Genomic DNA, 18,243 nt, shown 5'->3' with positions numbered 1-18,243 from the left:
GATCCGGGGTGAACGTTATGTCACCCCGGGTACACCCTCCGGCGATGCCAGCCAGTTTCCGTGTCAGCGTGTCGACGGCGTGGGCGGAGGAGACCCATGAGTAGCAGTCCGGTCAACCGTGCGATCACCGACGAGTTCGACGTCCGTCTCGTCGGGGTCGCCGACGATGTCGAGTCGACCGACGGCGGGCTGTTCGACGACGAGGAGCCCGCCACCGCGACGGTGCTGTTCTTCGAGGTGGAGAACGTCGGCGACGAGCCGGTCGAGTGGTGGTACGACGAACACGACGTCCTCGACGAGGAGCGATACCAATACGCCACCGACGACTCCATGGGAGTCGGGATCGGGGGGTCACAGGCCGTCGACTGGCTCCCGCCGCACTGGTACGCGAAGATCGAGATCAGACCCGGCGCTCGTGCGCGGTGTGTCACCGCGATCGCGGAGTTCCCGTCCGACGCGACGATCGACCGCGTGTACTACGGCTACGACGACATCGAATACGAGCTCGCCGTCGACCGTGGCGAACTCGGGTCTCCACCAGTCTGAAATCCCGGCTACGGACGTCGTGTCGACGCTGCGGTGGACAAACCTGCAGAAAACGCGATAACTTACTGTGTTCATAAGGACAGCCGAACTAACCGGCCGATCTGCGTACTCGTCTCGTATGAAGATAGACTGGTACGCAGTGCTGACAGGTTTCGCGGTCGCGCTCGGGTTGAGTATCGTGCTGTCGTTCGTAACGCCGCTGTCGGGGAGTTCGGCGTTGCTGCTCGCGGCGCCGGGGCTGATCGGCGGCTTCGTCGCCGGGTACATGGTCTCGGGGGTTACCCCCGGGGCGATCCACGGCGGACTCGCGACCGTCATCGGCGCGGTCGCGTTGCTCGCGGTGTTGCTCGTGCTGCAGTCGCTGGCGGCGGGGCTCGTTACGGCGGCGATCACGCTGGTCGCCGGCGTCACAGCGTTGATCGCCCAGGCGATCCCCGGGGCCGCCGCGGGCGCACTCGGCGGCTGGATGAAGGAACGGCGCGAGCCGGAGGCGACCGGAACGACGACGACGCGCTGACACCCACGGGCGGACACCGTTTCGCGGCGACAACGCCAAGGGGGATCCGGACGCTACGAACAGCAAGCGATGCTACGGTCGATCGTACGAACGCGGGTCGGGAACGCGCTCCGGAGTCGGCTTCTCGTCCCGGCGGTCGTGGCGCTCGCCGCGACCGTCGGCGGCGTCGGGTACGGGATGGTCAACGACGACGTGGTGACCGCGGCCGGCTCGCTCGTGTTCCTCCCGAGCGCACTGCTTCTATTCGCGATCGCGACCCGCGACGGGATCGACGAGTCGACGAACGGCCCTGAAGCCGGGAGCGACGCGTCGACGGACGCCTCAGAGTGAGCGCGGGGGCCGTCCCGCGATCCGTTTCGCGTGTCGTCCGGCTACGTCGTCGCCGCGAGACGGGCGGCCACGAGCCGGTCGACGTTGTACAGCACCACCGCCACCGACGCCAAGACCGTCGCCAGGTACACGACCAGCTGTGGCGGGCCCGACGCCGCGCCCCCGAGCGCCGCGCCGACGAAGCCGACGACGACCAGTTCCGCCCAAGTGATGATCACGCGCGAGAGCAGGAACGTCGGCGCCGGCGACGCCGGCTCGACGGCCGGCGCGTCGTCGTCCGCGGCGGAGGCGTCCTCGCGCATCGTCAGTACGCCTCCCCGGCGGATATCGGCCCGCTGAACGCCGAATAGAGGACGACGAAGTACGTCGCCACGAGCGGCAACAACAGCGCGGCGCCGATCGACATGAGGTTCAACGGCAGCGTCGAGACGATCGCCTCGCCGACCGTGAGCCCCGCGGCGGGGTCCATGCTCGGGTACATGAGCAGCGCGACGACCGTGACGAGCCCGTACGTCAGCCCCGCGGCCGCCGCGAGGGCGGCGAGGTTCGCACCCCGCCGAAGCGCGAGCGCGTAGCCGCCCGCCAACGCGACGGAGGCGAGGACGAGGGCGATCACCGGCGCCGTCAACAGCGCCTCGACCCCGGCGGGAAGGCGAACGGCGAGGACGCCGAGGGTCGCGACCACCGAGAGCAGGTACGCCGCGACCGCGCCGAGGCCGATCCGTCGCACCGACGCCGGAAGCGCGTCCGCCGCCTTCAAGCGGAGGAACGCGGCCCCGGAGACGACAGTCAGCGCAGTGACCGTGACCCCGACGACGATCCCGACGAGCGTGAACGAGCGTGAACTGCCGGCGAGCCAGTTGCCCGCGAACGCGCCGAGGAGGAACGGGGCGAGCACGCTCCCGGCGATAAACGAGCGACCCCACCAGCGTTGCCAGCGCTCGTCGTGGCGCTGTTCGTACATCTCGGGGGCGAGCCCGCGGAGGATGAGCGCGCCGAGGATACCGAACATGAGGAGGTAATGGCGGCTGAACAGGTTGGCGTACACGGCCGGGAACGCCGCGAACAGCGCCCCGCCGAAGACGACGAGCCAGACCTCGTTGCCGTCCCAGAACGGGCCGATCGCCGAGAGGACCGTCTCGCGCGCCTCGCCCTCCTCCAGCGTCGCGAAGATCGCGCCGGCACCGAAGTCGAACCCGTCGAGAAACAGGAACGTGCCGAGCATGGCGAACACGAGCGCGAACCACAGCTCCGGCAGCGGTAGTCCGAACAACGGACCTGCCGCGAGCGCCTCGACGCTAGTCATCGTCGCTCACCCCCGCGGGTGCCGCGTCCGACTCCGGCCGCCGGTCCGGAACCGAATCGAGGTCCGCCTCGTCCGGCGGTCCGCTCCGGATGAGCCGCACGATGACGTACGTGTACACCGCGAGGATCGCGGTGTAGACGGCGGCGAATCCGGTGAGCGTGATCATCGCCTCGGTGCCGGTCAGTCCCGGCGAGACCCCCTCGCTCGTCTCGAGCACGCCCTGGATCACCCACGGCTGTCGGCCGACCTCGGTGACGACCCACCCGAGCTCGACCGCGAGGATCCCGAGCAGGCTCGAAGCCATCAGCGACTTGTGAAGGAGGCCGTCCTCGAACAGCTCCCCGGTGTACCACCGGTAGCCGCCCCAGAACGCCAGGAGGATGAACCAAAAGCCCAGCCCGACCATCGCGCGGAACGACCAGAACACGATGGCGACCGGCGGCGCCTCCGAGTCGAAGGAGTTCAGTCCGCGGATCTCGGCGTTCGGGTTCCCCCCGCTCGCGAGCCAGGAGGCGCCGCCGGGGATCCCGAACCCGAACAGTTCCTTCGCGCGTGGGTCCGTCAGTTGGCTCAGGTCCGTCGGGATCGCGAAGATGTACTCGGGGACGTACGCCTCGGTGTCCCAGACGGCCTCCATCGCGGCGAACTTCTGGGGCTGCGTCTCGTAGACGTGTCGCGCGTACAGGTCGCCGTGAAGCACCTGGAGGGGGGCGGTGAGCAGGAGCGCGACGAGCGCGATCTTGAGCGTCTTCTGCCAGAACGCGACGTGTTCGACGGGATACCCCCAGACGTGGTGGCGGTAGACGTAGTACGCCGCGACGCCGGCCATGAACAGCGCGACCGACTCCACGGCGGCGTTTTGCATGTGGACGAACATGAACCCGAACCGCGGGTTCAGGTACGCCGCGATCGGGTCGACGAGGTGGATGACCGTCTGCCCGTTCTCGGTGGCGACCTCGTAGCCTCGCGGGGTCTGCATCCACGAGTTCGCGATGAGGATCCAGACGGCCGACAGCCAGGTTCCGAGGCCCACCGCGACGCTGGAGATCATATACAGGCGATCGGACACCCGCTCGCGTCCGAACACGAAGATGCCGAGGAACGTCGCCTCCAGCATGAACGCCATCATCCCCTCGACGGCGAGCGGTCCCCCGAACAGCTCGCCCGCGGCCGTCGAGAACGCCGCGAAGTTCGTCCCGAACTCGAACTCCAACACGATCCCCGTCACCGTCCCGACGACGAACGAGATCGCGAAGATCTTCGTCCAGAAGCGTCGAAGCTGCTCGTACACCGCGTCGCCGCCGCGGATCTCGCGCCACGTGAAATAGATGAGAAACGGCGCGAGACCCATACTCATCACCGGGAAGACGATGTGGACGATCGTCGTCAGGGCGAACTGGAGCCGGCTCGCGAGGACTGGATCTATCATTGCCCGTTCGTGTGCGAGTTGTTCACAGTCGACAGGTCCTGACACATAACAGTTTGTTCGGCACCGCCGATCGTCGAACCACCCGCAGGCCCACCGAACACCTCACGTCTCGATGACATCGTCCGTCCGTTCACGAACGGAGTACGGAGACCGACGAATCACACCCGCCGCTTGTTCCCAGTGTGTGGGAACCGTCCGACCTCGTGGACGCTCGAGCCTGTCGAGTCATCGCGTCTCGGCGACTCCGACGACACGATCAGAACGATATCGTTTCCAGTCACCTCGATCGACCCGTCCCAACTCCAGAGGACTGGCCGCCAAAGACGACGTTCAAACGACGTTCAAACGAGCAGTTGCACGTCGGACTCGGTCATATGCTGGAGCGCGGTGGCCGCGCCGACGCCGGTGACGACCTCGTCGTAGAAGTCGTCCTCGTCGTAGTCCATCAGGTCGATGGTCATCTGGCACGCCTGCAGCTCGACGCCCTGGTCGAGCGAGACCTCGACGAGTTCCTCGATGGTGGCGGTCCCGTTGTCGTCGATGCGCTTTTCCATCATCTTCGTCGCCATCCGGTCCATCCCGGGCAACGCCGCGAGCGCGTTCGGCATCGGCATGTTCGGGTTGCCGACGGCCGACAGCTGGAGGCTCTTGGACTTCTCCTCGTGGAGGATGTCCAACCCCCAGAAGGTGTGGAACACGACGACCTCCCAGCCGAACGCGGCCGCGGTCGACGCCAGGATGAGCGGCGGGTACGCCATGTCGAAGGTCCCCTTGGTGGCGATGATGGTCAGTTTCTTCTGGCCGTCGTCCGCGTCGGCTTCGAGCCGAGCGACCGAGTCTTCGAGCTCCTCGACGCGGGCCCGAAGCTCCGCCTCGGTCATCGCGTCGGTGGCGTCCTCGGACGAGGACTCGGAGGGTTCAGCGCTCATCTTATGTGGTCTTCCGAATGTAGTGCTTGAATTCGTCGCCGTCCTCGACCTGATCGAGCAGGTCGACGCCGTCGGTGCCGGCGGCCCAGCCGTCGATGTCGCTCATGCTGCCGGGGTCTGTCGCGAGGACCTCGAGGATCTCACCCTCGTCGAGGCCGTCTACGGCGGATTTCGTCTTCACGACCGGCATCGGGCACGACGCGCCCTTCACGTCGAGCGTCTCGGTGATGTCGAATGTGTCACTCATTGGTTGATCGCTCCGGTTGTATATTGGAGCTACTACACAATATTGATGGACGGCATAAAACCATATCGATTCTTGTAAACGGACCGGATGTTATCCGAAATACCGCATATATTGGCCCCTGAGGCTCCCATACGCCACCCTATCCGCCTGCGCATCACGGGCGATCTCCGCGGCAGGAATATTGTATATACTGAGAAATTCTATCCGAACCCTTATGTGCGAGCCCCCAATACGACTCGGTGTACGATGGATCCCGACGATTTCCCCACGCCGAAGGCGGACGCCGACACCGTCTCCCCGGAATCGCTGAAGAGTCGGATCGATGCCGGCGAGGAAGTCACGCTGATAGACGCGCGAATGGCTTCCGACTACGAGGAATGGAAGATCGACGGCGAGACCGTCGAGTCGATCAACGTTCCGTACTTCGAGTTCCTCGACGACGACATCGACGAGGACGTGCTCGACCGGATCCCCGACGACCGCCAGGTCACGGTCCTGTGTGCGAAAGGCGGCGCCAGCGAGTTCGTCGCCGGGACGCTCCTCGATCACGGGTACGACGTGAACCACCTGGAGGACGGGATGAACGGCTGGGCGCGCATCTACGAACGAACGGAGGTCACGAACTATGACGGTGGGGGAACGGTGTACCAGTACCAGCGTCCCTCCTCCGGTTGCCTCGGCTACCTGCTCGTCGACGGCGACGAGGCGGCAGTCGTCGACCCCCTGCGCGCGTTCACCGACCGCTACCTCGCCGACGCCGACGAGCTCGGCGTCGATCTCACGTACGCGTTCGACACCCACGTCCACGCCGACCACATCTCTGGCGTTCGCGAACTCGACGACCGGGGCGTCGAGGGCGTCGTTCCAGAGCCCGCCGTCGACCGTGGGATCACCTACGCCGACGAGCTGACAACGGCGGCCGACGGCGACGAGTTCGCGGTCGGCGACGCGACGGTCGGGACGGTGTACACGCCCGGACACACCAGCGGCATGACCTCCTACCTGCTCGGCGACAGTCTGCTCGCGACCGGCGACGGACTGTTCATCGAGAGCGTCGCCCGCCCCGACCTCGAAGAGGGCGACGAGGGCGCGGAGGACGCTGCCCGGATGCTCTACAAGTCGCTGCAGGAGCGTGTCTTGACGCTGCCCGACGAGACGCTCGTCGGCGGCGCCCACTTCAGCGACGCCGCCGTCCCCGCCGACGACGCCACGTACACGGCGCCGATCGGCGACCTGAAGTCGCGGATGGACGCGCTCTCGATGGACGATGACGAGTTCGTGGAGACGGTGCTGGCGGACATGCCGCCCCGGCCCGCCAACTACGAGGAGATCATCGCGACCAACCTCGGCCAGCAGGATACCGACGACGAGGAAGCGTTCACCCTCGAACTCGGCCCCAACAACTGCGCCGCCAGCCAGGGCTCCCTGGCCGACGACTAACGACCTCACGCAATGGTAATCGATCCACTTCCCCTGCAAGTGTTCGCCGAGTACTTCCCGAACGGGATCGGCCGATACGCTATCGGCGGCCTGTTCGTGGGACTCGGCGCCAGTATCATCTACCTCGGCACGGGGATCAGCGCCGGCGCGAGCACGTTCCTCGAGTCGACGCTGTCGTACGTATCGGGACAGTCTCGCTTCCAGCAGTACGTCTCATCGCGCGACTGGCGGGTAGTGTTCACCGCGAGCATTATCGCCGGCGCGGCGATCTACTCGTTCACCCTCGGCGACGGCTTCCAGTACTCCACCGACGTGCAGGTGTGGCGCCTGTTCGTCGGCGGGATCCTCGTCGGCGTCGGAACCCGGATCGGAAAGGGCTGTACGTCAGGCCACGGGATCTGTGGCGTCGGATCGGCCTCGCGCACGTCGCTGATCGGCGTCGCGACGTTCCTGCTCGTCGCGATCGGCGTCGCCCAACTCGTCGCCGCGATGGGGGTGACGCCGTAATGACCGACGCCGATCGTCACCCGCTGTTCATGCCGCTGATCGCTGTCGGCGGCCTCCTCTTCGGGTTCGGCCTCGGCTACAGTCACATGGCGCGGCCGGAGGTCGTGCTGGATTTCCTCCAGTTCGAGGACATTGGACTCCTGTTCGTCATGTTCGGCGGCGCGCTCGTCTCAGGAATGGCGTACTTCCTCGCGCCGAAACTGCTCGACCGGCCGGCGCTGACGAACCGCACGTTCGAACGGCGGCTGAAGTCGTTCGACAATCACGTGCTCGGCGGCGGCGCCGTCTTCGGCGTCGGGTGGGGCCTCTCGGGTATCTGCCCGGGCGCCGCCTACGCCAGCCTCGGGGTCGGCAATCTGACGATCCTGTGGGCGATCGCCGGGATGTTCATCGGCACGTACGCCCAGGGACTGTGGCGCAGTCGCGACGACGCGAGCGACGCGTCGGCCCCGGGTGCCGACTGACGATTTGATCGGACGAAGTCCCTCGATCAACTCGGCGAATCGTCGACGCGTTCCAGGTCTGTTGGCGGACGATATCCCGCACTCACCCCATCCGAGGTGGCCTACTCCGGCCCGGAACTGCCGGTCGAGTCTCGACCGGTCGAACGCGCCGCCTCGCGATCCAGCAGCGGCGAGTCGGGGTTCGCGCAGCCCTCGCGACCGCACACGCCGGCGTCGTCGCCCGCGCGCTCCACGCCGGGCGGGAGTCCGCCGATGTACCAGTCGACCGTGTGGGCAGTCCCGCGCTCGTGCTCGTCGAGCGCCGTCCGCGCGGCTCGAAGCGACCCGAACGTCTCCTCGTAGGAACAGTCGTCACAGCGGACGAGGACGGCCGTCGACATACCGTCTCGTTCGTGGTCGTTCGTGGTAAGTCACACCATCTACGGGCGACAGCCGCCGCGACGACCGTCGGCCTCGCCGCCGGCGGTAGGGTAACGTGACAGCAAGTGATCTCATCAATTATCCATCGGTCCCCGAACGTACGAGCCATGACGGGAGACCGGTTCGACTCGGAGGGGGAGAGTCTCGCCCGGAAATCGGCGGCGCCGCTGCTGCCGCAGCGGACTGGGTGTCCCGACTTCGTGTTCGACGCGCTGAACGACCGGCGGCGGCGGGTCGTCTGTCGGATGCTCGCCGAGGGGGGCGAGCAGAACGTGACCGCGCTCGCGGCGAGCGTGGCCGCGGCCGAACGTCAGTTGCTGAGTCACGCGGAGTCGGTCGACGGATGCGAGCGGGTGTACACCTCCCTGTACCACCAGCACGTTCCCAAGCTGGCGTCGATGAAGGTCGTCTCGTTCGACAGTGACGGGGGGACTGTTTCCCCAGGGGAGCGGTTCGGGCCCGTCGTCGACGCGCTGGGTGCCGTCGAGACCGCCCTCGACTGTTCTGACGCCGCCGAACGGGGACGAATAGATGGATGAGTCGAGCGCGCCGACCGACGTGCCGGCGCGAGTCACGTGGCGGGATCGGGAGTGGACGCGGACCGCGCGGCGACGGTACGACCCGGAGACGAGCGCCGATCTCTCGAACGTGATCGCGGCGACGATCGCCGACGCTAACGACGTGGTCCCCAGCGGGTTACCCGGGGCACCGCTGTACGAGTGTGTCGACATCGATGCGGTCACCCGGTTCGTCGAGAACAACGAGAACCCCGGCGCAGGCCACCGCGACTCCGTCAGGTTCGGTCGCGACGGGTCGCTGGTCGAGGTTCGGACCGACGGGTGGGTCAGCGTGTTCTCGCCGACCGACGACGCCGGCTGACGGGCGGTCGCGTGGATCGCGAGCGGGCGCTTGACCGGTGCCGACCGTCGGACCGCGAGCACACGCTCGGCTCGACCGCGACCGTACAGTCAGCCGCTATCTGACGGCGGGCTTTTGTGGTCACGTCACCTCGTCGCGTCCGATGAACGTCGCGATCGTCACCGTCGGCGACGAGGTGCTCGCCGGGGAGACGACGAACACGAACGCCTCGTGGCTCGCGGGCGAGATCGCCGGACGTGGCGCACGCGTCCGGCGAATCCTCACGATGCCCGACGATCGGACGGCGATCGCGGATCGGGTCCGTGCGTGGACCGACGCGTACGACGCCGTGATCGTCACCGGCGGACTCGGCGGCACCCACGACGACGTGACGGCCGACGCCATCGCCGACGCTTTCGACCGCGATCTGGCCGTTCGCGAGGAGGTTCGAGCGGCCGTCCTGGAGACGGTCGCCGCCTACCGCGATGCGAACCCCGACCTCGTCGAGACACACGAGCTGGATATCGACGTCGCCGCGTGGGCGTCGCTTCCCGAGGGCGCGCGATACGTCCCGAACGACGACGGTCTGTGTCCGGGGTTCGTTCTGGAGAACGTGTACGCGATGCCGGGCGTCCCGAGCGAGGTGCGGGCCGTCTTCGGCCGCGTCGCCGACGAGTTCGCCGGCGACGAGGTGGCTCGGACGCTGTACACGCCACAGCCCGAGGGGTCGATGGTCGGGACGCTCGACGGCGCCCGCGACCGCTTCGCCGTCGCGATCGGGAGCTACCCGGACACGCAGGGGCACAACCGACTGACCGTCCGCGGCGACGACCCCGACGCCGTCGACGAGGCGTTCGAGTGGCTCGCCGAGCGTGTCGAGACGGTCGAGGAGTGATTTACGAGAGGGCCGGGGGAGGTGGTCGCCATCCCGTCGAAGCCGGACCGGTAACACTCACGTCAGCGCGTATTCAAGTCGCTGTGGACCGTGGGTAGCGGTAATGGCATCCGTTACTCCCACGCGGGGCATCCACCACGTCACCTGCGTCGCCGGCGACCCGCAGCGCAACATGGACTTCTGGGTCGAGACGCTCGGCCTGCGACTCGTGAAGCGGTCGATCAACCAGGACGACCCGGGCACGTACCACTTCTTCTTCGCCGACGCGGAGGGAACGCCCGGAACCAGCATGACGTTCTTCCCGTGGGAGAACCTCTCGCAGGGGAAGGTCGGGTCCGGCCAGGTGTCGCGGACCGCGTTCCGCGTCCCCGAGGGGAGCCTCGACTACTGGGAGGACCGCTTCGACGAGTTCGGCGTCGACTACGACGAGCGCGTCGACCGCTTCGGCGAGACGGTGCTCCCGTTCCGCGACCCCGACGGGCTCCCGGTCGAACTGGTCGAAGTCGAGATCCCGGAGGACGACCCGACGGTGCCGTGGACCGAGTTCGTCCCCGCCGATCACGCCATCCGCGGCTTCCACTCCGTGACCCTGTGGCTCGCGAACCCCGACTCGACGATGGACCTCCTGCGGACGATGGGGTTGGAGGAGGTCGGCACCGAGGAGTCGCCGGGCGACACCCCCGGCGACGAACGGACGCGCTTTGCGGCCGCCGGCTCGGTCGGCAAGTACGTCGACGTGCTCCCGACCGTCCAGGCGGGCCGGCAGGGACACGGCACCGTCCACCACGTCGCGTTCCAGACGCCGACCGACGACGACCAGTCGGCGATGCGGTCGGCCGTCCAGGGGGAGGGCCTGCGGCCGACCCAGCAGATCGACCGCCACTGGTTCCGCTCGGTGTACTTCCGCGAGCACAACGGCGTGCTGTTCGAACTGGCGACGAGCGACCCAGGCTACGACAGCGACGAGCCGCTCGACGACCTCGGCGGCCGGCTGGTGTTGCCGGGCGAGTTCGAGGCGCGCCGCGACGAGATCGAATCACAGCTCACGGACGTGACGGTGCCGCGGGCCGAAGCCGCCGAGACGGCCGAGAGCGAAGCCGACGACTGACGGCGGCGTGCGTTCGACCGCCGTGACCGGTCGAACGAACCGCGGACTCAGAAGCCGCCGTAGCGGAGGTACACCATGTCCGCGATGAGCAGCAACTGAAAGATCCCCTGCACGAGCCCCAGCTTCGCGTTCTGCTGTCCGATCGCCGAGATGACCGCAGGATCCGGGTCGGCGGAGATCATCTGCTTGTACATCCGGATCTCGCCGGGGAGGAGGAAGCCGAACCCCTGCACGGACAGGATCGTGACGATGCCGAGCGCGACCGCGATCACGGGCGTCGTCATCTGGAAGCCCCCGATCGTGGTCGCGGCCCACGCCAGCGACCCGACCGTTCCGACGAGGAAGACCGCCTGCCAGCGACGGTCGCGGAAGACGTTCATCCGGTAGCCGAACAGCAGGAGGATGGGGATCACGTTCGCGGCGGTGAACAGCGGGAGCCACACGTCCGCGTGCGGGAAGACGTCGATGCGCTGTGCGAGCGTGATCCCGCCCGCGATCGTCGTGAACGCCAGCGCCGGGAGGAGGAACGCGGTCTTCGGCGTCAGCCGTTCGAACACCGCCGCGCTTTGCTCCTCGTCGAGTCCGCCGATCACGGGCCCGAGCACGGCGCCGATGAAGATGTCGATGCCCGTCCACAGCAGTCCCGTCATCACGTGGACGTAGGTGTGAATCTGAACCGACGCGCCGGTCACGGCGTAGGCGAGTGCGGCCACGGGGATCGCCACGACGGCGACCGCGAACGCGGGGTTGCCGCGTCGTGCCATTCCCCGTACCATCCCTCGAACCGATGTCGCAGACATGTCGGTTCGACGACGTTGAAGCGACGACATAAACGTACCCCCGTGGCGTCAGCCGAACGTTTCGCTACACACGTTCGCACGCGGGCAAATCGATCGACCGCCGAACCGACCGCCAGCCGCTACTCCTCGACGGTTACGGTGCCGTCGTCGCCGACCGTGACGATGTATCCGTTGTACTCGAAGGTTACGTACCCGGAGGTGTCACGGAGAACCGTCGTCAGCGCGTCGGGATCCACGACAGCGGCGAGCGGCGGTTCGAGCTGGTCGGGATGAACGCCGTTACGGTCGGCGATCGTCGTGACGACCTCGTGAACGATCTTGGGAGGCAAGTGAGTAAACTATGAAAGAGCTACACAATTAAGAATCTTGTTGTGTTGACATCCTACCCGTCTACTCGAGGGACGACGGAGACTCTACGAACACAGAAGGTCACGCAACACGAGAGGGGTAAAGGACAGCAGCGCGCCGGGCCAACCCCGAAGCGGGGAGATCCGAGCGTCGCGTGCGGGAGAGTTATCCCGTCGGCACCGCCTACGCGTCCATAGATGAGTCCGCAGCCAGATCGGACGGGCGTCCCGACGGACGTTCGGCCGAACACGTCCCTCGATGACGCGCTGGCGGCGTTCGTCGCCCACGTCAGCAAGGGGGACTCGGGTCGCCACCGGGGGGAGGTCGCGCGCGTCGTCGGCGACTTCGTGGGCAGGGTCGGCGACCGCGGCGCCGTGACGGCCGCGGATCTGTCTGTCGGGCACCTAGAATCGTATGCCTCCCATCTCGCGCGGCGAGCCTGGGCCAGAGAGGAGGACGCAGGGACGGGGATCACCGGACGGACGGCACACCAGTACTTCGCGCTCGTCCGCTCCTTCTGTACGTTCCTCCTCGAGCGCGACGCGATCGAGTTCAACCCCGCGAAATCGGCCGTCGCGACCGGCGCGCTCCCCGACCGCTCGATCGGCGTCCGCGGCGACGACCGCGAGCAGTTCTGGAGCGCGGACACGCGCGAGGCGATCGTCCGCTGGACGGACTGGCGCGCCGAGGACGCCCTCGATCGCGGCTGGCTCGATCCGCCGCGAGCGACGCGTGACCGCGCGCTCGTCGCCGTGCTCTCGTACTCCGGCGCCCGCGGCGCCGAACTGTTTCGCGACCCGCAAAACGACCGTCGCCAGGGACTCCGCTGGCGACACGTGGACCTCGACGAGGGGACCCTCAGGGTGTACGGCAAGACCCAGGAGTGGCAGCGGACGCCGCTGCTGGAACCCGGTGTCGACCGCATTCGGGCGCATTACCGCCGGCAGGACCCGCCGAGCGAGGAGTGGCCGGTGTTCGCCACGAGCCACCTCCCGAGCCTGTATCGGGTCGTCCGAGAAGCCGAGGGCGTCGATGCCGAGCCCACGAAGGAGACCGTGTGGGAGCTCCTGCACGAACACGATCTCGTCCCGCCGGCGATCTCGACGGCCGGCGCACGGAGCCTCCTGAAGCGGCTCTCTGCCGAAAGCGGGGTCACGGAGGACGGCGAGACGCTGCTCCCGCACGGCGCGCGGCGCGGCCTCGGCGACGAACTGTACGACACCAGCGCGGAGTTGGCACAGGAGGTGCTCCGTCACCAGTCGGTCGAGACGACACACGCGAGTTACCGAGACGACGACGTGGAACGCCTCCGAGAGGCCGCCGAGGACGCGCTCGACTCGTAGCTAGCGCGGCGAAGGCGAGCGAGAACGCGCGATGAACCCACCAACGGAGAGCCTTCGTTAGCGGGCGAGGGCGATCGCCGTCTCGATATCCCCGTCCCAGGGGTTCCCGTGACCCGGAAGGACCGTCACCGACCCCAACCCGTCGAGGCGCTCGAGCGACGCCTTGGCCTCCTCGTGGTCCTCGTCCGCGGACCCGAGCAGTTGCGGCTCACCTTCCCGTTGGGTGAAGATATTCCGTGTGGCGAGCGCGTCGCCGCAAAAGAGGACCGCTCGGTCCTCGGCATACAACGCACACGACCCCGGGGTATGCCCGGGTGCGTGAATCACGCGCAGTTCGCTCGCCACGGGGAGGACGTCCCCGTCGGAGAGCGGTTCAACACCGGTGAGCGGTTCGACGGAGCGAACGCCGGCGCGGAGCATCTCAAGCGCATAGCCGACGAATCTCGGCCGCCACAGCGATCGCAGATACCACCGGGGAGGACCCTGCGGATGGCTCCGAAGGAGAGGGAAGTCTGCCGGGTGACAGTACACGGGGACCCCCTGATCCGCGAGGGGCTTGGCCAAGCCGACGTGGTCGACGTCCGCGTGAGTCAGTACGACGGCGGCGATGTCGGCGAATTCGTAGCCGTTGTCACCGAGCCACTTCGTCAGTTGCGGCCGGTGAGCAGGGAGACCCGCGTCGACGACCGTCAGGCTGTCGCCCGTCTCGAGGACGTACCAGTTGATCCGACGCGTGCCGAACCGATAGACGCCCTCGGCCACCGCTCTACCCGAGGGGTCACCCCCGTCGTCGGCCGGGGAGGCGATCATACCGTCCGTTCGATAGCGTAACAGATAGCAGTTCTGTCCACCTGAGGCACGAACCGTACCGTTCTACTATCGCCCGTACCGCCGGCGTCGACGAAGGTTTTCGCCCGCCGAGTGGATCACGGAGCCGGTTATCCACGTCCCGTTCCGCATGCTGAACCCTTTTCACTCGAAGCGACGAACACGCACCCGATGACTGACCTCGCGGACATCGACCTAGAGTTCGTTCAGCTTGGGGGGACCGGCATCCAGACGAGCGAGCTGCAGTTCGGCACCTGGCGCTTCGGCAAGGAGACCGAAGAGGGCAACGTCGAGATCGGCGAGAAACGAGCACACGAGCTGCTCGACGCGTACGCCGAGGCCGGCGGCCGATACATCGACACCGCGGACGTGTACGGCGGCGGCGAGAGCGAACGCTGGATCGGCGACTGGCTCGCCGACCGCGACCGCGAGCGCTACACCATCGCCTCGAAGATCTTCTGGCAGATCCGCGACGGCGACCCCAACAGCCGGGGCACGAACCGTAAGAACATCCGCCACCGGATCGACGCGCTGCTCGACCGCCTCGGAACCGACTACGTGGACGTGCTGTACATCCACCGCTGGGACGACCAGACGGACGCTCGCGAACTGATGAAGACGCTCAACGGCCTCGTCGAGGACGGGAAGGTCCACTACCTGGGCGCCTCGACGCTGCGACCCAACGCGTGGAAGGTCGCGCGGGCCAACGAGATCGCACGCAACGAGGGTTGGGAGCCGTTCACCGTCCTCCAGCCGCGCTACAACCTGGTCGACCGCGAGATCGAGGGGGACTACCTGGAGATGGCCCGCCACGAGGATCTCGCGGTGTGTCCGTGGAGCCCGCTCGGACAGGGTTTCCTCACCGGGAAGTACGACCGCGAGGACGGGCTGACCGGCGAGTCGCGCGCCGCCGAGTCGAGCCGCTTCGCCGACGAGTACCTCACCGAGGAGAACTTCGACGTGCACGACGAACTCGACGCGATCGCCGACGAGGTCGACGCCTCGCCCGCCCAGACCGCGCTCGCGTGGCTGATGCACCGCGACGGCGTCAGCGCGCCGATCGTCGGCGCCCGAACCGTCGACCAACTGGAGGAAAACCTCGCGGCCGCGACGATCGACCTCTCCGGGGAGCAGGTCGACCGGCTCACCGAGGCGAAGGGCGGCCCCTACACCGGGCTCTAACCGGCGCCGTCACCGCCCGCCCTCGTCCGTCGACTTCTCGGAGGTTCCGCCGCGGTGCCGACCGAGTGCGACCGCGCCGGCCCCGAGCGCCGCGCCCGCGACCGCACCGATGCCGGCGGCGACGATCCGATCCTTCGACCCGCCCCCTCGATCGAGATCGACGCGCTGAACCGTCGTTTGAGCCGGTGACCCGACGATCAGTTCGTACTCGCGGACCGCGCCGGCGTCCATCGCACCCGAGCGCGTCGCCTCCAGACGCGTCGTCTCCGCGCCGGCGACCACCGTGCGAAGCTCGTAGGTCGTGTCCGCGGTCGCGAGGAGCCGGATCCGGTAGCGGCCGATTTCGGCCCCGTAACACGTCCGGAGCCGCGGAACGGATCCCCGCGATCGGTCGTCGAACCGGCCTCGGATCCGACGGGCTCGATCGCCGGAGGGTTCGATAACCGACAGCGCCACGTCCGTCGAGTCGACGGCGACCTGCGCGACCGGAAGGAGCCCGTCGCGCACGCGGTCGGTGTCGACGTCCAGATGGTCAAGCGGACCCGCGCGGGTTCGATCGCTCGCCTGCTCGATCTGGTCATAGCGAGTGTACAACAGTCCGGTAAAGTCGTCGTAGGGTCTCATCGTGAGCCGACCGTCCTCGCGGTCGAACCTGACTGTCGGCGGGTGCCGTCGGTGTCCACCCGACGACCGGTTCGGGTCGTACAGTCCCAGCTCCACCCCGCCGTCGACGGCCTCGACGCGGTGGACGAGCACCTGGTGTGCGAGCAGCGAGTCACCGAACAGTACGACGGACGCCGTCCCCGTCGCCTCGACGACCGACCGTACGTCGTCGATCACCGCGGTCTGATCGAGCCACTCGGGATGGAGGATCGCTCGCCGGGCGAGCCACGGCCGGAACCGGAGGAACTGGTCCGCTTGGCGTCGAACGATCTCCTCGTACACCGGTGCGTCGGGGGATTCGAACGGGACCGTCGGACCCGCGATCTCGCTCGCGACCTCCTCGTCGACGGGGATCGACTCGGGGTCCTCGAAGTACGCCTGCGCGCTCAACACCATGCCGTAACAGTGGCCGTTCGTCCCGGCCCGCTGAATCACAGCCGCCCGGATCTGGGTCGCGATCGCGTCGACGACCCCGCTCGGCAATCCCGTCGTATCGATCCGAAGCGACGCCTGGGCCCGGTCGTGCCACCGATCCCGGACCCGCTCGCGGACGTCCGCCGGCGACGGGTCAGGCGGCGGCTCGAAGTACATCGAACGCGCCCCCCAGTTGCGAAAGCCGAAGCCATGCCGCTCCGGCTCGAATCGATCGCGTTGCCGGCGGCGACCCGTGACGCCGCTGGTCGCGAGCCCGCCACCGGTAATCGCCGCGATCGATCGGAGCGCGGTCCTGCGGGTTACTGCGCTCCTCACGATGCCATCAACAGCGGACCGGACCATAGCGATTATGTATTCGAACCTACAGTTCCACGCTCGCCAGTTCGGCCTCCAGCGTTTCGACGTGATCGTTGTACGCCTCCACGAAGCCGCGGAACTGGGGAGCGTACTGGCGAACGTCGGCCGCCGAGGGCGCCTCGTACTGCGAGAGGAGGTACACGCCGCCGCTGCCGCCCGCGCGGAGGTACGAGACGCCGTCGCGTTCCCACTTCAGCTCCCAGCGGGTCCCGTCGACACGGGCGGCGTAGGTGCCGTAGTCGCCGCCCTCATAGCGGTGGAGTTCGCCGGCCATCCGGTCACAGGCGTCGCGGACGGCGTCGAGCACGCGGTCTCGCTCGGCGACGACCGTCTCCGTAGTCGTCGCCTCCGGGAACTCGGTGGACACGTCGTCGAGGACGCCCTTCAGCGAGTCGACGTACGCGTTGAATCCGCGGACGAACGCGTCGTAGTCGGCCAACGCCGTCGCCAGCGGCCCGGGTTCCGGATCGCGCTTCGTCGAGATCACGTACACGTCCGACCCACTCTTCGGAGAGAATCGAAGGTACTCCAGGTCGCCACCCTCGTACTTCACCGTCCAGGTACCGCGGTCGGTGTCGACATCACGGCTGCCGTAGTCGCCGCCCTGTAGCAGCGCCAGTTGGTAGGCGATTCGTCCGGCGTGGTCGCGGACGGCTTCCACAATCTCGTCGCGTCGGTCGGCAACCGCGTCCGCGTCGGTTGGATCGACCGGGGGCCAATCAGTCACAGCGATGGGTGACGCCAGCGGGCCATAACCGTCGCGGTGTCGATCGGACGTTCCGATCGAGTGTGCCGATCTGCCGTCGGCAGGGTCAGGCTTGTTCGACGTGGGTGGGCGGCTAGCTGTGCGTGAAGATGTACGCCTGTCCGTCGTCGACGCCGACGCACAGGTCCAACTGCTTCGAGAGGTCCAGGCTCGTGGGGTTCTGCTTGCAGACGACGAGGTCGTCGAACGGTTTCTCGCACGCGGGACACGCGACCGCGACGGTGTTCTGGTAGGACTTGATCGCCGCGTTGTCCTCGCGCTTGGTCAGCGACGTGAGTAGCTCCTCCGTGTCGATGTCCATGCCTCCCGATGCGGGTCACACCTAATTAATCATCAGGAACCGACAGGCCCGGCATCGCTCCGGTCACACCCGATCGATCACCGTCTCGGCGAACCGCGTCAGCGGCGGTTCGGGGTTGTCGTCGTTCACCGGCGAAACAGCACGTGGTCTCTGTCCGTTTGGATCACGGCTCCGTCACGCTTCAGACGCGAGAACTACACGCTGGCGGCCGTCGCAACTACAGT

24 protein-coding genes are annotated in these 18,243 nt (G+C 67.5%); 12 read left to right on the top strand and 12 right to left on the bottom strand.

Annotated features, from left to right (window positions below):
* Window positions 1–96: 96 nt before the first annotated feature.
* From K6T36_RS16740 to K6T36_RS16730, 3 genes are all read left to right on the top strand, one after another.
* On the top strand, window positions 97–546 hold the full coding sequence (locus K6T36_RS16740) for a hypothetical protein (RefSeq protein WP_222923870.1): 450 nt from the start codon (window positions 97–99) through the stop codon (window positions 544–546).
* A gap of 118 nt (window positions 547–664) precedes the next feature.
* A complete protein-coding gene (locus K6T36_RS16735) occupies window positions 665–1,063 on the top strand; it encodes a DUF5518 domain-containing protein (RefSeq protein WP_222923869.1) in 399 nt (132 codons plus the stop codon).
* 69 nt (window positions 1,064–1,132) lie between these two features.
* Entirely contained in the window at window positions 1,133–1,393 is a 261-nt protein-coding gene (locus tag K6T36_RS16730) for a hypothetical protein (protein WP_222923868.1), read from the top strand.
* A 41-nt stretch (window positions 1,394–1,434) separates the two neighbouring features.
* Here the strand turns inward: K6T36_RS16730 and K6T36_RS16725 are convergent, their stop codons facing one another.
* From K6T36_RS16725 to K6T36_RS16705, 5 genes are all read right to left on the bottom strand, one after another.
* A complete protein-coding gene (locus tag K6T36_RS16725) occupies window positions 1,435–1,695 on the bottom strand; it encodes a hypothetical protein (RefSeq protein WP_225935266.1) in 261 nt (86 codons plus the stop codon).
* Between the two features lie 2 nt (window positions 1,696–1,697).
* A complete protein-coding gene (locus K6T36_RS16720) occupies window positions 1,698–2,699 on the bottom strand; it encodes a cytochrome d ubiquinol oxidase subunit II (RefSeq protein ID WP_222923867.1) in 1,002 nt (333 codons plus the stop codon).
* Window positions 2,692–4,128, bottom strand: coding sequence for a cytochrome ubiquinol oxidase subunit I (locus K6T36_RS16715; protein WP_222923866.1), 1,437 nt, complete (start codon window positions 4,126–4,128; stop codon window positions 2,692–2,694). The genes K6T36_RS16720 and K6T36_RS16715 overlap by 8 nt, the downstream gene beginning before the upstream one ends.
* 341 nt (window positions 4,129–4,469) lie before the next feature.
* Window positions 4,470–5,057 carry a DsrE/DsrF/DrsH-like family protein gene (locus K6T36_RS16710; protein WP_222923865.1) on the bottom strand — a complete coding sequence of 196 codons (588 nt, stop codon included), beginning with the start codon at window positions 5,055–5,057 and terminating at the stop codon, window positions 4,470–4,472.
* A 1-nt stretch (window position 5,058) separates the two neighbouring features.
* Window positions 5,059–5,304 carry a sulfurtransferase TusA family protein gene (locus K6T36_RS16705; protein ID WP_222923864.1) on the bottom strand — a complete coding sequence of 82 codons (246 nt, stop codon included), beginning with the start codon at window positions 5,302–5,304 and terminating at the stop codon, window positions 5,059–5,061.
* Between the two features lie 246 nt (window positions 5,305–5,550).
* Here K6T36_RS16705 and K6T36_RS16700 point away from each other — a divergent pair, with 246 nt between their 5' ends.
* Genes K6T36_RS16700 through K6T36_RS16690 form a run of 3 tightly spaced genes read left to right on the top strand, consistent with a single transcriptional unit; the run spans window position 5,551 to window position 7,715 of the window.
* Window positions 5,551–6,744 carry an MBL fold metallo-hydrolase gene (locus K6T36_RS16700; protein ID WP_222923863.1) on the top strand — a complete coding sequence of 398 codons (1,194 nt, stop codon included), beginning with the start codon at window positions 5,551–5,553 and terminating at the stop codon, window positions 6,742–6,744.
* Window positions 6,745–6,756: 12 nt separating this feature from the next.
* Complete coding sequence (locus K6T36_RS16695; RefSeq protein WP_222923862.1) at window positions 6,757–7,251, top strand: YeeE/YedE family protein; 495 nt, start codon at window positions 6,757–6,759, stop codon at window positions 7,249–7,251.
* Window positions 7,251–7,715, top strand: a complete 465-nt coding sequence (locus K6T36_RS16690) for a YeeE/YedE family protein (RefSeq protein WP_222923861.1) — start codon at window positions 7,251–7,253, stop codon at window positions 7,713–7,715. The genes K6T36_RS16695 and K6T36_RS16690 overlap by 1 nt, the downstream gene beginning before the upstream one ends.
* A 101-nt stretch (window positions 7,716–7,816) precedes the next feature.
* On the opposite strand, the gene K6T36_RS16685 is transcribed toward K6T36_RS16690, so the two are convergent.
* The gene (locus K6T36_RS16685) at window positions 7,817–8,095 is read right to left on the bottom strand and encodes a DUF7542 family protein (protein WP_222923860.1); all 279 of its coding nucleotides are present in this window, start codon (window positions 8,093–8,095) and stop codon (window positions 7,817–7,819) included.
* Between the two features lie 147 nt (window positions 8,096–8,242).
* On the opposite strand from K6T36_RS16685, the gene K6T36_RS16680 reads away from it, so the two are divergent.
* From K6T36_RS16680 to K6T36_RS16665, 4 genes are all read left to right on the top strand, one after another.
* On the top strand, window positions 8,243–8,674 hold the full coding sequence (locus K6T36_RS16680) for a DUF7344 domain-containing protein (protein WP_222923859.1): 432 nt from the start codon (window positions 8,243–8,245) through the stop codon (window positions 8,672–8,674).
* On the top strand, window positions 8,667–9,014 hold the full coding sequence (locus K6T36_RS16675) for a HalOD1 output domain-containing protein (protein ID WP_222923858.1): 348 nt from the start codon (window positions 8,667–8,669) through the stop codon (window positions 9,012–9,014). Before K6T36_RS16680 ends, K6T36_RS16675 begins: the two co-directional genes overlap by 8 nt.
* Before the next feature lie 142 nt (window positions 9,015–9,156).
* Window positions 9,157–9,888, top strand: coding sequence for a competence/damage-inducible protein A (locus K6T36_RS16670; protein ID WP_222923857.1), 732 nt, complete (start codon window positions 9,157–9,159; stop codon window positions 9,886–9,888).
* 103 nt (window positions 9,889–9,991) lie between these two features.
* Window positions 9,992–10,996, top strand: coding sequence for a ring-cleaving dioxygenase (locus K6T36_RS16665; RefSeq protein WP_222923856.1), 1,005 nt, complete (start codon window positions 9,992–9,994; stop codon window positions 10,994–10,996).
* 47 nt (window positions 10,997–11,043) lie between these two features.
* On the opposite strand, the gene K6T36_RS16660 is transcribed toward K6T36_RS16665, so the two are convergent.
* Entirely contained in the window at window positions 11,044–11,760 is a 717-nt protein-coding gene (locus K6T36_RS16660; RefSeq protein ID WP_222923953.1) for a hypothetical protein, read from the bottom strand.
* Between the two features lie 155 nt (window positions 11,761–11,915).
* The gene (locus K6T36_RS16655) at window positions 11,916–12,125 is read right to left on the bottom strand and encodes a HalOD1 output domain-containing protein (RefSeq protein WP_222923855.1); all 210 of its coding nucleotides are present in this window, start codon (window positions 12,123–12,125) and stop codon (window positions 11,916–11,918) included.
* A 216-nt stretch (window positions 12,126–12,341) separates the two neighbouring features.
* On the opposite strand from K6T36_RS16655, the gene K6T36_RS16650 reads away from it, so the two are divergent.
* Window positions 12,342–13,487: a tyrosine-type recombinase/integrase gene (locus tag K6T36_RS16650; RefSeq protein ID WP_222923854.1), complete on the top strand. Its 1,146-nt coding sequence runs from the start codon at window positions 12,342–12,344 to the stop codon at window positions 13,485–13,487.
* 57 nt (window positions 13,488–13,544) lie between these two features.
* Here the strand turns inward: K6T36_RS16650 and K6T36_RS16645 are convergent, their stop codons facing one another.
* Window positions 13,545–14,297 (bottom strand): MBL fold metallo-hydrolase, encoded by a 753-nt coding sequence (locus K6T36_RS16645; protein ID WP_222923853.1) that lies wholly within the window; start codon window positions 14,295–14,297, stop codon window positions 13,545–13,547.
* Between the two features lie 189 nt (window positions 14,298–14,486).
* On the opposite strand from K6T36_RS16645, the gene K6T36_RS16640 reads away from it, so the two are divergent.
* Window positions 14,487–15,497, top strand: coding sequence for an aldo/keto reductase (locus K6T36_RS16640; protein WP_222923852.1), 1,011 nt, complete (start codon window positions 14,487–14,489; stop codon window positions 15,495–15,497).
* A gap of 9 nt (window positions 15,498–15,506) precedes the next feature.
* Here the strand turns inward: K6T36_RS16640 and K6T36_RS16635 are convergent, their stop codons facing one another.
* From K6T36_RS16635 to K6T36_RS16625, 3 genes are all read right to left on the bottom strand, one after another.
* The gene (locus K6T36_RS16635) at window positions 15,507–16,751 is read right to left on the bottom strand and encodes a hypothetical protein (RefSeq protein ID WP_222923851.1); all 1,245 of its coding nucleotides are present in this window, start codon (window positions 16,749–16,751) and stop codon (window positions 15,507–15,509) included.
* 205 nt (window positions 16,752–16,956) lie between these two features.
* Window positions 16,957–17,679 carry a profilin-fold protein gene (locus tag K6T36_RS16630; RefSeq protein ID WP_222923850.1) on the bottom strand — a complete coding sequence of 241 codons (723 nt, stop codon included), beginning with the start codon at window positions 17,677–17,679 and terminating at the stop codon, window positions 16,957–16,959.
* A 112-nt stretch (window positions 17,680–17,791) separates the two neighbouring features.
* Window positions 17,792–18,019, bottom strand: a complete 228-nt coding sequence (locus K6T36_RS16625) for a DUF7385 family protein (RefSeq protein ID WP_222609253.1) — start codon at window positions 18,017–18,019, stop codon at window positions 17,792–17,794.
* Window positions 18,020–18,243: the final 224 nt, after the last annotated feature.

The organism is Halobaculum roseum, from assembly GCF_019880245.1.
Lineage (GTDB): Archaea > Halobacteriota > Halobacteria > Halobacteriales > Haloferacaceae > Halobaculum > Halobaculum roseum.
This window is presented reverse-complemented; position numbering and strand designations above follow the sequence as displayed.

Bases quoted from the DNA above. Each gene is read 5' to 3' on its own strand.
- K6T36_RS16740 (WP_222923870.1), top strand. From the start codon at position 97: ATGAGTAGCAGTCCGGTCAACCGTGCGATCACCGACGAGTTCGACGTC.
- K6T36_RS16735 (WP_222923869.1), top strand. From the start codon at position 665: ATGAAGATAGACTGGTACGCAGTGCTGACAGGTTTCGCGGTCGCGCTC.
- K6T36_RS16730 (WP_222923868.1), top strand. From the start codon at position 1,133: ATGCTACGGTCGATCGTACGAACGCGGGTCGGGAACGCGCTCCGGAGT.
- K6T36_RS16725 (WP_225935266.1), bottom strand. From the start codon at position 1,695: ATGCGCGAGGACGCCTCCGCCGCGGACGACGACGCGCCGGCCGTCGAG.
- K6T36_RS16720 (WP_222923867.1), bottom strand. From the start codon at position 2,699: ATGACTAGCGTCGAGGCGCTCGCGGCAGGTCCGTTGTTCGGACTACCG.
- K6T36_RS16715 (WP_222923866.1), bottom strand. From the start codon at position 4,128: ATGATAGATCCAGTCCTCGCGAGCCGGCTCCAGTTCGCCCTGACGACG.
- K6T36_RS16710 (WP_222923865.1), bottom strand. From the start codon at position 5,057: ATGAGCGCTGAACCCTCCGAGTCCTCGTCCGAGGACGCCACCGACGCG.
- K6T36_RS16705 (WP_222923864.1), bottom strand. From the start codon at position 5,304: ATGAGTGACACATTCGACATCACCGAGACGCTCGACGTGAAGGGCGCG.
- K6T36_RS16700 (WP_222923863.1), top strand. From the start codon at position 5,551: ATGGATCCCGACGATTTCCCCACGCCGAAGGCGGACGCCGACACCGTC.
- K6T36_RS16695 (WP_222923862.1), top strand. From the start codon at position 6,757: ATGGTAATCGATCCACTTCCCCTGCAAGTGTTCGCCGAGTACTTCCCG.
- K6T36_RS16690 (WP_222923861.1), top strand. From the start codon at position 7,251: ATGACCGACGCCGATCGTCACCCGCTGTTCATGCCGCTGATCGCTGTC.
- K6T36_RS16685 (WP_222923860.1), bottom strand. From the start codon at position 8,095: ATGTCGACGGCCGTCCTCGTCCGCTGTGACGACTGTTCCTACGAGGAG.
- K6T36_RS16680 (WP_222923859.1), top strand. From the start codon at position 8,243: ATGACGGGAGACCGGTTCGACTCGGAGGGGGAGAGTCTCGCCCGGAAA.
- K6T36_RS16675 (WP_222923858.1), top strand. From the start codon at position 8,667: ATGGATGAGTCGAGCGCGCCGACCGACGTGCCGGCGCGAGTCACGTGG.
- K6T36_RS16670 (WP_222923857.1), top strand. From the start codon at position 9,157: ATGAACGTCGCGATCGTCACCGTCGGCGACGAGGTGCTCGCCGGGGAG.
- K6T36_RS16665 (WP_222923856.1), top strand. From the start codon at position 9,992: ATGGCATCCGTTACTCCCACGCGGGGCATCCACCACGTCACCTGCGTC.
- K6T36_RS16660 (WP_222923953.1), bottom strand. From the start codon at position 11,760: ATGGCACGACGCGGCAACCCCGCGTTCGCGGTCGCCGTCGTGGCGATC.
- K6T36_RS16650 (WP_222923854.1), top strand. From the start codon at position 12,342: ATGAGTCCGCAGCCAGATCGGACGGGCGTCCCGACGGACGTTCGGCCG.
- K6T36_RS16645 (WP_222923853.1), bottom strand. From the start codon at position 14,297: ATGATCGCCTCCCCGGCCGACGACGGGGGTGACCCCTCGGGTAGAGCG.
- K6T36_RS16640 (WP_222923852.1), top strand. From the start codon at position 14,487: ATGACTGACCTCGCGGACATCGACCTAGAGTTCGTTCAGCTTGGGGGG.
- K6T36_RS16635 (WP_222923851.1), bottom strand. From the start codon at position 16,751: ATGTACTTCGAGCCGCCGCCTGACCCGTCGCCGGCGGACGTCCGCGAG.
- K6T36_RS16625 (WP_222609253.1), bottom strand. From the start codon at position 18,019: ATGGACATCGACACGGAGGAGCTACTCACGTCGCTGACCAAGCGCGAG.